Origin of the sequence: Frigoribacterium sp. PvP121 (assembly GCF_017833115.1) — a bacterium.
GTDB classification, from domain to species: Bacteria; Actinomycetota; Actinomycetes; order Actinomycetales; family Microbacteriaceae; genus Frigoribacterium; species Frigoribacterium endophyticum.
In genome coordinates this window covers 911,491-925,130 of sequence record NZ_JAFIBR010000001.1, presented here as the reverse complement: position 1 = coordinate 925,130, position 13,640 = coordinate 911,491, and the positions used below count along the sequence as shown (strand labels likewise).

Here is a 13,640-nt window from a genome sequence, read left to right as displayed (position 1 = left end):
GTTCTCCTTCGTGGTGCGGGGTGATGCGGGAAGTCAGGGGGCCGACCCTTGAGTCAGCCAGGCTCAACTTTACTCACGCTCGCCGCGAGGTCAAGCCAGCCAGCTGAGAGTTGAGCGTGCATGACTCAAGATGCGGCCGGGACGGGGGACGAGGAGGCGCGGTGCCGGCCACGAGACCGCCGGACACCCGCGCCCACTAGGTTGACCCCCATGACCGCCGCGCCGCCGCTCGCCGCCACCCCCGCGATCCCCCGCCGCCGGGTCGTTTCGTGGGCCCTCTGGGACTGGGGCTCGGCCGCGTTCAACGCGGTCGTCACCTCCTTCGTCTTCAGCACCTACCTCGCGAGCGGCGCCTTCGTCGACCCGTCGATCGTGGCGGCCGCGGGCGACGACGCCCGGAACCCCGGCCTCGTGCTCGCGAAGGCCGACAACGCCACGGTCATCTCGACGGCGCTGACGATCGCGGGCGTGCTCATCGCGCTGCTCGCGCCGGTGCTCGGCCAGCGCAGCGACGGCTCCGGCAAGCGGAAGCTCTGGCTCGGCGTCAACACCGCGCTCGTGGTCGTGGCGATGGCCGCGATGGTCTTCGTGGCCCCCGCACCCGCGTACCTGGTGGCCGGCGCCGCCCTGCTCGCCGCGGGCAACATCTTCTTCGAGTTCGCGAGCGTCAGCTACAACGCGATGCTCGTGCAGGTCTCCACGCGCGAGACGATCGGCAAGGTCTCCGGCTTCGGCTGGGGGCTCGGCTACGTCGGCGGCATCGTGCTGCTCGTCCTGCTGCTCGTGGCCTTCCTGCAGAGCTTCGGCGTCGACGGCCGCGGCGGCCTGTTCGGCGTCCCCACCGGCACCGAGGGAGGCGCGTGGGACGTCCGTCTCTCGATCGTCGTCGCCGCCGTCTGGTTCGCGGTCTTCGCGGTGCCCGTGCTGGTGGCCGTGCCCGAGCCCCCGGTCTCGGCCCGCGACTCCGGCCCGCGCGTGGGGCTGATCGGGTCGTACCGGGTGCTCGGCGCGACGATCGCCAAGCTGTGGCGCACGAACCGGCAGGTGCTGATGTTCCTGCTCGCCAGCGCCGTGTTCCGCGACGGGCTCGCGGCGGTCTTCACCTTCGGCGCGATCATCGCGGCGCAGGTGTTCGGCTTCTCGCCGAGCGAGGTCATCTACTTCGCCGTGGGGGCGAACCTCGTCGCGGGCGTCGGCACGTTCCTCGGCGGCTGGCTCGACGACCGGCTGGGAGCGAAGGCGATCATCGTGGGGTCGCTCGCCGGTCTCGTGCTCGCGGCGTTCGGGGTGCTGGCGATCGGGACCACCGCCTCCCTCTTCTGGGTGCTGGGGCTGGCGCTCGCGCTCTTCGTCGGGCCGATCCAGTCGTCGAGCCGCTCCTTCCTCGCCCGGGTGACGCCGCCCGGGCGCGAGGGCGAGATCTTCGGGCTGTACGCGACGACGGGGCGCGCGGTGAGCTTCCTCGCGCCGGGGCTCTTCACGCTGTTCGTGTCGGCGACGGGCGACACCCGCTACGGCATCGTCGGCATCGCCCTCGTGCTGCTCGCCGGGCTGCTGCTGATGCTGCCGGTGAAGGCGGTGCAGCGCTCGATCGACTGACACCGCGCGCGCGTCTCGTGCTCCTGATATCGGATGTAAGATATCGGACGGCCGCCCCGATCGGTCTTCCCTTTCCCTCCATCCGGAAGAAGACATGAGCACGATCAGAACCGGCCTCGCCGCCGTGGGCCTCGCAGCCCTCGCCGCGGGCACCCTCGCCCCGGCCGCCGCCCTCGCGGCGCCCTCCGCCGGCACCGACGACGTCCGGGCCTCGGCCGCGTCGCAGCCCGCGGCCGCCACGCTCGACGCCTCCCCCGTCGCACCTCGACTCGCCTTCGTCGATCAGACCGACGACGGCAAGCTGTCGGTCGCGGGCCTGGCGCCGGGCGCCCCGCTCGCGGGGATCATCGTCGAGGGCGGTGGCACCTACACGGCCGCGGTCTGGGACGACCGCTTCGCCACGCTCGTCGACCTCGCCGACCTGGGCAAGGCGGCCACGCTGGTCTCGTACACCCCTCAGGGCCGGGTCGAGGTCGACATCGTCCTCGACGTCCAGTACGCCGACGGCGAGGACCGAGCACCCGGCACGCCCGTCGTCCACGCCGTGAGCCAGTACGACGACGAGCACCTCGTGGTCGAGGGCACCGTGGCGCACGAGCCCGGCCTCTTCGCCAAGACCGAGGTGTGGGCCAGCAGGTCGGGCGCGTCGTGGGACTTCCCGTCCGAGAACGGCGCCTTCTCCCTCCTCGTGCCGGTCTCGCGCGCCGGTGAGACCATCGACGTGACGGCCTACTACCAGGGCCACGCCAGCGAGTCGACGCCGGTCGAGCTCGTCCCCACGGAGCGCAACACGGCGTCCGACGCCCACCCGCTCGAGCTCGCCTCCCCCGCGCAGGGCGCCGTCGTCGCGGACCCGGCGCCGACCTTCAGCGGCACGGGCATCCCCAACTCGCAGATCGTCGTGACCCGCGACGGCGAGACCGCCCGCAGCACGTCGACCCTCTGCGAGACGCGCGTGGCCGTCACCGGCGACTGGAGCTGCACCTCGGCCGCCCTGCCCGCCGGCAGCCACGAGACGACCGTCACCGAGACCCCGACGTGGGCCTCGGCCGAGCAGCAACGAGCCGGTGCGTCGTTCACCGTCGACCCGGGCCTGCTGCCCGGCGAGACGCCCGCCACGCCACAGCTGAGCTCCGTTCAGCTCGACAACACGGGCGAACTCGCCGTCCGGGTGATCGCCCACAACGCCAGTCGGCTGAGCATGACCATCGACGGCGAGGAGGTCGAGACACTGGAGCGAAGCACCCACGGCCGCTTCACCTTCTCCGTCGACCCCGCGCTCCTGGGCGAGACCGCCGTCTTCACCGGCGTCCGCAGCGGCGTGGAGAGCCCTCCGCTCGAGGCGCCGCTGACGCTGCTCGAGGCGCCCGCGGGCGCACCCCTCCAGGCCCCCCTCGTGCACGAGGTGGCGGAGCGCGACGACGACACGTTCACGATCTACGCCACGACGAGCTATTTCCCCGACGAGTTCCTCGTCCCGGGCATCATCGCGAAGGTGGACGACACGTTCGTCAGCTCGTCTGCGAACTCCTTGAACGGTGCCACGTTCATCCACGTGGAATCCAAGCACGCGGGCGAGGAGGTCGACCTCTACACCGTCCGAGGGGACGGCCTGCTGTCCCCGGTCACGACCGTCACGCTCGCCGAGACGGAGGGCAACACCGCCCCCGAGGTCTTCCCGCTCGACGTCGTGTCGCCGAGGGAGGGCGAGACCGTCGGGGCCGACACCCGGACGTTCCGCGGTGAGGGCATCCCCGGCTCGCGCGTCCTCATCACGAGCGACGTGACCCGTTCGACGACGCTCGGCGCCGCCTCCGTGCTGCCCGACGGCACGTGGACGGCCGAGATCGCCGCCCCGCTGCCGTCCGGCGACCAGACGGTCACGGTGACGGAGACCCCGTACTGGGAGAACCTCGACCCGATCGTGTCGACGCGGTCGTTCGTGGTCGCGGAAGACGGCGACGGCGGCGAGGAGACCCCCGCACCCGCCGCACCCGTGACCATCGCGACCCCCGCCGACGTCACCACCGGCTACACCCCGAACTCCCCGTTCACCTTCACCGGCACCGCCGAGCCCGGCAGCACCCTCACCGTCACCAACGCCAAGGGCCTCAGCCTCGGCACCGCCGTCGAGGTCAACGACGACGGCGAGTGGACCTGGACCCGCAGCAACATGGGCTCCTACACCTGGACGATGGACTTCACCACCGACGCCGGCACCGACCGCGCCCAGACGACCCGCCTGACCGGGTTCGCACCCCGCGAGGCCCAGACCGCGCCCGTCACGATCGACACCCCCGCCGACGTCGCCACCGGCTACGCCCCCGACACCGCGTTCACCTTCGGCGGCACCGCCGAGCCCGGCGCCGAGATCACCGTCACCAACGCCAAGGGCCTCAGCCTCGGCGCCGCCGTCGAGGTCAACTCCGACGGCGACTGGACCTGGACCCGCAGCAACATGGGCTCCTACACCTGGACGATGATCTTCACCGCCGACGCCGGGACCGACCGACAGCAGGCCGCGACCCTCGCCGGGTTCGCACCCCGCGCCTCCACCATCGCGCCCGTCGTCGTCACCAACCCCGCCGACACCAGCACCGGCTACACCGCGAACGAGGCCTTCACCTTCGAGGGCACCGCCGAGCCCGGCAGCACCCTCACCGTCACCAACGCCAAGGGCCTCAGCCTCGGCACCACCGTCGAGGTCAACGACGAGGGCGACTGGACCTGGACCCGCACCAACATGGGCTCCTACACCTGGACCATCCTCTTCACCACCCACGCCGACACCGACGACCAGCAGCAGACCCGCCTCACCGGCTTCGCACCCCGGAACTGACCCACCAGCACCACCCGCACCACGACGAGGCCCCCCGCAGCACCGCTGCAGGGGGCCTCACCCGTGCTCCCGCACCGGTCGAGCGTCCGGGCGTCAGGGCGACGACGTGGCCCGCCCGCCCAGCCACGCGCCGACCTGGTCGGCCCGGAGCGCGTCGCCGAGCGAGCGCACCCCCTCCGGGTCGAGCGAGACGTAGGACTGGCCGTCGTCGGAGACTCCCCCGCCCGCGGTCGGCACCGTCGCGGTGCGGACGCCGGACGGCGACAGGTCGCGGAGCCCCCAGCCGATCTCGACGAGCCGCCGCGGCGTCAGCCCCGGGTCGACGGCGAGGTGCTCGGTGGCGACGCCGACGAAGCCGCTCACCGCCACCGGGTCGCTGAGCGTGCCCCGGTCGAGCAGCCCGCCCACGAGCCCGCGGACGAAGGCCTGCTGGTTGCGCGCGCGCTGGTGGTCGGCGTCGGCGAAGGGCGCCCGAGCCCGCACGAAGTCGAGCGCCCGGTCGCCGACGAGGCGGTTGACGCCGGCGTCGAAGTCGTGGCCGCCGGCCGTGAACGAGCGCTCGGAGACGACGTCGACCCCGCCGAGCGCCTCGCTCATGCCGGCGAAGCCCTCGAAGCCGACCGTCGCGACGTGGTCGACCCGCACCCCGAGCAGGGACTCCACCGTCTCGACGACCAGCGGCACCCCGCCCCACGCGTGGGCGGCGTTGATCTTGGCGGAGCCGTGGCCGGGCACGTCGACCCACGAGTCGCGGAGGATCGACAGCACGACCACCTCGCTGCGGTCGGCCGGGACGCGCACGAGCATCACGGTGTCGGTGCGGGAGGCGGGGGTCGCGACGCCCGGGGCGGCGTCGGTCGGCGACGTGCCGGCCGAGTCGGTGCCGAGCAGCAGGACGGTCAGGGCGCCGCTCTCGTCGACCGGCGGCCGTCCGAGCTCGGAGGGGAACGCCCGGTCGATGGTCGTCGCCCGGTCGTCGAAGGTCGAGACCAGGTGCGCGGCGAACCCCGCGACCACGAGGGCGACGACGGTCGGCACGCCGACCAGCACGGCCGCGGCCGCCGCGAGCGCGGTGGCCCAGGGGCGTCGCGGGCGGCGAGCACGGTCCGGACGGCCGAGGCGGGGAACCCGGCCGACGCGGGCGGCCCGACCGACGCGGGCCGCCCGACCGACGCGCGGGGCCCGACCGACGCGCGCGGCCCGACGCGACCCGCTCACCGGGTCACCTGCTCGGCCGCGTAGGCGTCGCCCAGCACGGTCGTGACGAACTCGGGGAAGGTCTGCTGCGACGCGTCGAAGAGCTCGCCGTTGACGAGCACGGTCGGCGTGCCGCGGAGCGACTCGAGGTCGTCGGTCGGCAGCGGCCCCGCGAAGGCACGGGCCGTGGCGGCGCCGACCCAGGGCACGAAGCGCCGCTCGTCGACGCACGCGGCGAGCGCGGCGTCGTCGTCGACCCCGTCGAGGCCGGTGACGAGGGCGGCGAGCTGCTCGTCGGTGAGGCCGCGGTCGCCGGGGGCCGGCTGGGCGAGGAAGAGCGTGTCGGAGGCGCGCCAGAACTGGTCGGGCGACAGGTCGGCCACGCACAGGGCCGCCCCCGCGGCGCGCGACGCGTAGCGGGCACCGCGCGACGAGCCGTCGGTGATCGCGACGGGGTGCACCCGGACGGTCGCCGCCCCGGTCGTGACGAGCTGCTCGAGGTAGGCGGCGTTCTCGAGCTCGAACTCCTTGCAGGCGGGGCAGTGGTAGTCGACCCAGACCACGACGTCGGCGACGTCGCGGGCCGCCGGGGCCGGCTCGGCCGAGGGCGCCTCCCCCGCGGGGCGCGGGGCGCTCCGCTCGACGAGCATGCCCGCGCCCACGCGCACCCCGTCGTCGGCGGCGTTGGCCGGCACGGCCATCGCGGGCGCCGGGCCGACCGCGGTCACCAGGGCCACGGCCGCGGCGGTGACGAGGGCGACCCCGCCGGTGAGGACGCCGGCGCGCACGAGGAGCGTGCCGCCCTGCTCACGGCGCTGCTCGCGGAGGCGCACCTCCCGCGCCTTGGCCCGGAGCGCCTCCCGCCGGGCGGCCGGGCTGCCGCGTCGGGCGCTGGGGCCCCGGGGAGTCGCGGTTCCGGCAGCGCGGTCGGGCTGCGGGCCCTGCCGAGGGCCCGGTCGGACGTCGGGAAGAGGGTCGGGGTGCGGGTTCTCGCCGGGCATGAGGGCCTTCCAGGAGCGGATCGATCCTCACATCGTATTTCACATGTTTCACGTCAGCAACCACCACGGCAGCACCGTGCACGGCAGCACCCTGCACGGCAGCACCCAGCAGGCGGGCAGGGGCACGTCAGCGCCACGGGCCCCGACGACGACGCGGGAGGCACGGGCCGGCCGACCCGCGCCTCCCGCGCTCCGTGCCGCACGGCGACGCCCCGGCACGAGGCGCCGCCGCGGTCTCAGTCGGCCGAGCTCCGCTCGAGGCCGTTGGCCCGCGCGACGCCGCCGTACCAGCGGGCGCTCGGCTTGGGGGTGCGCTCGAAGGTGTCGCGGTCCCAGGCGATGAGGCCGAAGGTGGGGCGGAAGCCGCTGGCCCACTCGTAGTTGTCGAGGGCGCTCCAGTGCTGGTAGCCGAGCACCTCCACGCCCTCCTCGATCGTGTCGTGGACGTGCTCGAGGGCGCCCTGCGTGTAGGCGATGCGCCGGGTGTCGTCGGCGGTCGCGATGCCGTTCTCGGTGACCATGACGGGCACGTGGCCGCTGAGCTCCCACGCGCTGCGGATGCCCTCGGCGGCGGCGGGCGGCCAGAACTCCCAGCCGGTGAGCGTCGTCTCGAGCCCCTCGGCGACCGGGCGGGGGCCCTCCGGCCCGACGAAGGTCTGCGTGTAGGCCTGCACGCCGACGAAGTCGTCGCCCGCCGCCATCTCGCTGTACCAGTCGTCGCGCACGTAGCCGTACTCGCGCGTCGCCTCGGCGGCGCCGGGCTCGTCGACGGCCTTGAACGCCTGGGTGGCGACCGTCCAGCCCGACTTGAGGCCGTCGACCTGCGAGAGCACCTCGCGGCTGCGCTTGTGCGAGGCGAGCAGCGCGTCGGCCACCTGCAGGTCGGGGTTCGGCAGACCGTACGCGACGAGGTTCGAGGCGTCCTCGCCGCCGGCCAGCATGGCCGCGATGTTGGGCTCGTTGATCGTGCAGACGTACCGCACCCCCTCGCTCACGACGGGCAGCGCGAGCTCGGTGTAGCGGGCGAAGAGGTCGGCGGCGTCGGGTGCCCGCCAGAAGCCGTCGCGCTCGAACCAGCGCGGCACCGTGAAGTGCATCAGCGTCACGATCGGCTCGACGCCGAACTCGTGGCAGGTCTCGACCATGCGGCGGTAGTGCGCGATCTGGGCCTTGCTCACGAACCCGCGCTCGGGCTCGATGCGCGCCCACTCGATGCTGAACCGGTAGCTGTTCAGCCCCAGCTCGGCGAGCAGCCGGATGTCGTCGCGGAACCGGTGGTAGCTGTCGGCGGCGTCGCCGCTCGGCTCGACGATCGTCGTGCCGGGCGTGTGCTCGTGCTGCCACCAGTTCGAGGCGACGTTGCCGCCCTCGATCTGGTGGGCGGCGGTCGCGGCGCCCCAGAGGAAGCCGTCGGGGAAGATCAGCAAGGGTGGTTCCTTTCGAGGGGGAGATCAGGAGGCGCGGGTCAGCGACCCGAGGACGCGCGCGCCGCCGCGGCCGCCGCGTGGGTCCGCCGCGGGTTCGGCACCGCGTCGAGCAGCTGGATCGTGTACGGGTCGGTCGGCCGCTGCAGCACCTCGGCGGTGTCCCCGCGCTCGACCACGACGCCGTCGTGCAGGACCATGACGTCGTCGGTGATCAGCCGCGCGCTGAGCAGGTCGTGGGTGATGTAGAGCAGCGAGACGCCCCACTGCTCGCGGAGGTCCTCGAGCAGCGCGAGCACGCCGGCCCGCAGCGACACGTCGAGCATCGAGACCGGCTCGTCGGCGATGATGACCTGCGGGTCGCTCGCGAGCGCCCGGGCGATGACGACGCGCTGCCGCTGCCCGCCGGAGAGCTGGTGCGGCAGCTTCGCCGCGAACTGCTCCACCGGCGTCAGGCCGACCGTCTCGAGCAGTTCCAGGACCCGGCTCCGCGCCTCCTGCCCCCTCAGCCCGGTGAAGTTCACGACGGGGCGCGTCAGCGTGTACTCGACGGTGTGCAGGGGGTTCAGCGCGGCGTAGGGATCCTGGAAGACCATCTGGACGTCGCTGCGGAAGCTGCGCAGGGCACGGCCGCGCAGCGCCGTCACGTCGGTGTCGCCGAACGTGACGCTGCCGCTCGTGGGCGCCTCGACGCCCGTGACGAGCTTCGCGATCGTGCTCTTGCCCGAGCCGCTCTGCCCGACCAGGGCCAGCGACCGACCCGGCTCGAGCGTGAACGAGACGTCGCGGACGGCCCGAACGGGGTCGTCGCCCCGGCGGGGAGGCGCGTAGGTCTTGCTGACGCCGCTCACGACGATCGCGCTCTGGGCGACCTTCGTGCTGCGCGTGCTGACGCTCGGCACGCTCGTGGTCGTGTCGACGCGGCGCTCGCCCCGGGCTCGGCGCAGCGCGCGGTCCTCGAATCCGGGCAGCGAGACGGTCTCGGCGCGCGGGTCGGCGTAGTGCGAGAGCAGCATCCGCGTGTACTCGTGCTGCGGGGCGGCGAGCACGTCGGCGCTCGTGCCGTCCTCGACGATGCGGCCCTCGTGCATGACGAGCACGCGCTCGGTCGCCTCGAGCACGATGCCGAGGTCGTGGCTGATCAGCACGGCCGTGAAGCCCTCGCTCTGCTGCAGCGAGATGATCGTGTCCATCACGGCGTGCTGCACGAGCACGTCGAGCGCGGTGGTCGGCTCGTCGAACACCATCAGCTGCGGCTCGAGCGAGAGGGCCAGCGCGATCGAGACGCGCTGGCGCATGCCGCCCGACAGCTCGCCGGGGAAGCGCGCCAGCACGCCGGGGTCGAGCTCGACCTTGGCGATCAGCTCGGCGGCCCGGCTGTGCCACCGGTCGCGCGGCACGTGGCCGTGGGCCTTGAACACGTCGACGAAGTGGGCGCGGATCGTCCGCACCGGGTTCAGCGCGTTCATGCCCGACTGCAGCACCATCGCGAAGCCGCCCTGCCGCTGCTGCCGCAGGGCCTCGGTGCCGAGGTCGCGCACGTCGGCACCGTCGAACCAGATGCTGCCGCCGTTCGTGCGGGCCGGCGGCTTCTGCAGCCGCGTCAGCGCGTAGCCGAGCGTCGACTTGCCCGAGCCCGACTCGCCGACCAGGCCGACGAACTCGCCGCGGCGCAGCCGGAACGACACGTGATCGACCGCCTGCACCGGCTCGGCGCCGGCGCTCTCGTAGACGACGCTGAGGTCGCGGACGTCGAGGATCACGTCGCCCGAGGTGGCCGAGCCGGAGGACGGGCCGGAGGCGGTGGGCTGGTCGGTGGGGTACCTGGCGGTCATGCGCGCGCCTCCTTCTTCTCCCGCTTCGCGCCTTCGCGGAGCCGGGGGTTGCCGACGGCGTCGACGCCGAAGTTGATCAGGGTCAGGCTCATCGCCAGCAGGGCGATGCAGAGGCCCGGGGCGAACAGCAGGATCCACTGCCCGGTGAGCAGGGCGTTCGAGTTCTGCGCCCAGTAGAGGATCGTTCCCCAGCTGACGATCGACGAGTCGCCGAGCCCCAGGAACTCGAGGCCGGCCTCGGCGAGGATCGCACTGGTCGCGGCGCCGAAGAACGAGCCCGTGATGAGCGACGTCATGTTGGGCAGGATCTCGCGGAACACGATGCGCCCCGAGCTCTCGCCCGAGAACCGCGCCGCGGTGACGAAGTCGCGCGACCGCAGCGACTGCGTCTGGCTGCGCAGCACGCGCGCGCCCCAGGCCCAGCCGGTGATGACGATCACCGCGAGGATCACCGCGATCCCGCCGTTCTGCAGGTAGGCCGCGATGACGATCATGAGGGGCAGGCCCGGGATGACGAGGAACAGGTTCACGATGAACCCGACGACGTCGCCGCCGAAGCCCTTCATGTAGCCCCAGCTCAGCCCGATCGCGACGGCGACCAGCGTCGAGAGCACCCCGGCGACGACCCCGACGAACACGCTGATGCGGGCGCCGTGGATCAGCTGGCTGAGGACGTCCTCGCCGGCCGCCGTGGTGCCCATCCAGTGGGCCCAGCTGGCGTCGGCGTTGCGCTCGAAGCCGTTCTCGCTGCCGCCGTAGGGGGCGAGCAGCGGGGCGAAGACCGCGACGAGCACGAAGACGCCGAAGATGACGACCCCGATCTTCGCCTTGGGGTTCGACCAGATGGTCGCGGCCATGCGGCCGACGGTGAGCCAGCGGCTGGGCGCGTTCTGCTCGGCGGGGCCGGTGGGAGGCGCGCCCTCGGGCAGGTGGACGGACACGGTGGAGGTCATCGGCGGGTCCTTGGGTCGAGCACGCCGTACAAGATGTCGACGAGGAAGTTGGCGACGAGCACGCTCACGGTGATCATCAGGAAGAGGGCCTGCATCAGCGGGTAGTCCTGGCCGATGACGGCGTTGAACAGCAGGTAGCCGATGCCGGGGTAGCCGAAGACCTGCTCGACCAGGATCGACCCGCCCACGACGCCGCCGAGGGCGAGGCCGAAGCCGGTCAGGTTGGGCAGGATCGCGTTGCGGGCGGCGTAGCGCACGGCGACGGTGCGGCCCTTGAGGCCGTTCGCCTCGGCGAAGGTGACGTAGTCGTCGCCGAGCGTCGAGATCATCGCGTTGCGCATGCCGAGGATCCAGCCGCCGAGGCTCGTCAGCAGGATCGTGATCGCCGGCAGCACCGCGTGCAGCAGCGCGTCGCCGACGAAGGCGGGCGTGAAGCCGGGCGTCGTCGTCGCGCCGTAGGCGCCCGTGGTCGGGAACCAGTGCAGCACGTAGCCGAGGAAGAAGAGCAGCAGCAGGGCCGTCCAGAAGTACGGGAAGGTGCTCATGAAGCTGCCCGACAGGGTGGGCAGCGAGTCGAGCCAGGTGCCGCGCCGCCACGCCGCGGCGACGCCGATCAGGGTGCCGAGCACGAACGCGATGATCGTGCAGACCCCGACGAGGATCAGCGTGAACGGCAGCGCCTGGCCGACGAGGTGGCCGACCGTCTCGGGGAAGAACGTGTAGCTCGTGCCGAAGTCGAGACGCACGACCTGGCCGAGGTAGGCGACGTACTGCTGCAGCACGTTGCCGGTCGGGACGCCGAGCTGGGCCTCGATCGCGGCGCGGGTGGCGTCGGAGACCGGGCCGTTCTGCGAGAGCTTCGCGATCGCGGCGTCGGTGGGGCTGCCGGGCATGAGCCTCGGCAGGATGAAGTTGAGCGTGACCGCGGCCCACAGCGTGAGCACGAAGAGTCCGAGCTTCTGGGCGACGTACCTCACTGGTCGCTGCCTTCCTGGTCGACGCGCTTCAGCTTCGTGAAGATCAGCAGCGGTGCCTGGTCGTAGTTCTGGGGGGCCATGTAGGGGTCGTCGGCACTCGGCCAGCCAGTGAACTTGGCGTCGTTGAACAGGCCCCAGAGACCGCCGTAGTAGAGGCCGATCACGGGCATCTGGTCGTAGACGACGGCCTGCAGCTGGTGGCTGAGCCGCTGCTGGTCGGCCGGGTCGGTCGAGGCGCGCCACTCGGCGAGCAGCTCGTCGACCGCCGGGTCGCTGAACCGCTCGAAGTTGTTGGCCGTGGTCTCGCCGACCGGGGTCGCGAACTCGCTGTTCAGCAGGTTGTTGAAGGCCTGGTAGACGTTGCCGTTGCCCATGCCGCCCATCGCCATGTCGAACTCGCCGTTGGCGATGGCGGACTGGTAGCCGGCGGGCTGGGGAGCCTGCACCTGCACGTCGATGCCGATCAGCCCCAGCTGGCGCCGCACCTCCTGCACGGCCCGCAGCCAGTCGGTGTAGCCGTTGGCGGTGGTGATCGTGATGCGCAGCTGCTGACCGTCGGGTCCTAAGAGCTGGTCGCCCTGCAGGGCGTAGCCGGAGGCGGCGAAGGAGGCGAGGGCCGCGTCGCGGTCCTGCTCGATCACGCCGCCGTTCGGGATGCTCGGGTCGAGGTCGTCCTGCTGGTTGGGCAGGATGAGCCCGGTCTGGCCGGCCGGCTCGAGGTAGCCCTCGGTCGCGGTCTCGGCGATGCGGGCCCGGTCGAGCGCCAGGGCGATGCCGCGACGCACGTTCACGTCGTCGAACGGCGCCTTCGTGAGGTTCGGCACGAGGCCGATCACGCCGCCCGGCGGGAACCAGAAGGTGTTGTCGGGGCTGGCGGCGCCCCAGGTGCCCTCGACGTCGCTGATGAACGAGTACGACCAGTCGTAGCCGCGCGTGACGGTGTCGAGCTGGTTGTTCGTCGCGGGCAGGATGAGGTGGCCGATCTCGATCTTCTCCGCCTGCCAGTACGTGGGGTTCTTGTCCATCGAGTACTGCTGGGGCGAGTAGTTGCCGAGCGTGAACGGGCCGGTGCCGACCGGGTCGGGGTTGCGGAACGTCGCCGGGTCGTCGACCTGCGACCAGAGGTGCTCGGGCACGATCGTCGTCTGGCCGATGATCTCCATCGCGGGCACGTCGTCGGTCTGCAGGTGGAAGACGACGTGGTCGCCCTCGGTCTCGATCGACTCGATGTGCTGCCAGGCGCCCTTGATGTCGAGCGAGGGGGCCGCCTTGATCAGGTCGAACGTGTAGACCACGTCGGCCGGCGTCATCGGCGTGCCGTCGGACCACTCGACGCCGCTGCGGATCGTCATGTCGACGGTGCGCGCGTCGGGCAGCGTGGTCTCGCTCGCGAGCCACGGCGTGATCTCGCCGTCGAGCGGGTTGATCTCGAGCAGCGGCTCGTAGATCCAGGTGGAGGCGGTGCGCTTGTTCGTGAGGAACGGGTTGAAGTTCCGCTCGAACTGCGGGTTGCCCTTGTCGGCGTTGATCAGCATCGTGTCGGCGCCGATCGTCGGGTCGGGCTGGCTGCGGATCTGGATGCTGCAGCCGGCCAGCAGTGCGGTGGCCGCGAGGGCGGCGACCGCGGTGCGCACGAGCGTGCGGGGTCTTGACGTGAGCTTCATCGCCACGGGTCTCTCATTCGTCGTCGAGGTGAGCTCCGCCAGTGTAAGCGCATACATCGCTCGCCCGCAACGGGACTGGTCGGTCGGGGGCGGGTCGCACGGTGCCGAGTGGTCGCGATCTGCGGCTCCCGGGCGGGCGGGGGCGCAGATC

The 13,640-nt window shown here is 72.3% G+C and carries 9 protein-coding genes; 2 read left to right on the top strand and 7 right to left on the bottom strand.

Annotated features, from left to right (window positions below; genetic code table 11):
• The first annotated feature begins 210 nt into the window (after window positions 1–210).
• Window positions 211–1,599, top strand: a complete 1,389-nt coding sequence (locus JOE43_RS04395; protein WP_209515053.1) for an MFS transporter — start codon at window positions 211–213, stop codon at window positions 1,597–1,599.
• 94 nt (window positions 1,600–1,693) lie between these two features.
• Window positions 1,694–4,438 (top strand): Ig-like domain-containing protein, encoded by a 2,745-nt coding sequence (locus JOE43_RS15870; RefSeq protein WP_209515051.1) that lies wholly within the window; start codon window positions 1,694–1,696, stop codon window positions 4,436–4,438.
• A gap of 93 nt (window positions 4,439–4,531) precedes the next feature.
• On the opposite strand, the gene JOE43_RS15475 is transcribed toward JOE43_RS15870, so the two are convergent.
• From JOE43_RS15475 to JOE43_RS04355, 7 genes are all read right to left on the bottom strand, one after another.
• A complete protein-coding gene (locus JOE43_RS15475) occupies window positions 4,532–5,656 on the bottom strand; it encodes an LCP family protein (RefSeq protein ID WP_209515049.1) in 1,125 nt (374 codons plus the stop codon).
• Window positions 5,653–6,636 carry a thioredoxin domain-containing protein gene (locus JOE43_RS04380; protein ID WP_209515047.1) on the bottom strand — a complete coding sequence of 328 codons (984 nt, stop codon included), beginning with the start codon at window positions 6,634–6,636 and terminating at the stop codon, window positions 5,653–5,655. Before JOE43_RS04380 ends, JOE43_RS15475 begins: the two co-directional genes overlap by 4 nt.
• Before the next feature lie 236 nt (window positions 6,637–6,872).
• Window positions 6,873–8,063: a glycoside hydrolase family 1 protein gene (locus tag JOE43_RS04375; RefSeq protein WP_209515045.1), complete on the bottom strand. Its 1,191-nt coding sequence runs from the start codon at window positions 8,061–8,063 to the stop codon at window positions 6,873–6,875.
• Between the two features lie 38 nt (window positions 8,064–8,101).
• Window positions 8,102–9,895: an ABC transporter ATP-binding protein gene (locus tag JOE43_RS04370; RefSeq protein WP_209515043.1), complete on the bottom strand. Its 1,794-nt coding sequence runs from the start codon at window positions 9,893–9,895 to the stop codon at window positions 8,102–8,104.
• On the bottom strand, window positions 9,892–10,848 hold the full coding sequence (locus JOE43_RS04365) for an ABC transporter permease (protein ID WP_209515036.1): 957 nt from the start codon (window positions 10,846–10,848) through the stop codon (window positions 9,892–9,894). Before JOE43_RS04365 ends, JOE43_RS04370 begins: the two co-directional genes overlap by 4 nt.
• Entirely contained in the window at window positions 10,845–11,825 is a 981-nt protein-coding gene (locus JOE43_RS04360; protein ID WP_209515034.1) for an ABC transporter permease, read from the bottom strand. Before JOE43_RS04360 ends, JOE43_RS04365 begins: the two co-directional genes overlap by 4 nt.
• Entirely contained in the window at window positions 11,822–13,489 is a 1,668-nt protein-coding gene (locus tag JOE43_RS04355) for an ABC transporter substrate-binding protein (protein ID WP_209519055.1), read from the bottom strand. Before JOE43_RS04355 ends, JOE43_RS04360 begins: the two co-directional genes overlap by 4 nt.
• Window positions 13,490–13,640 lie beyond the last annotated feature (151 nt).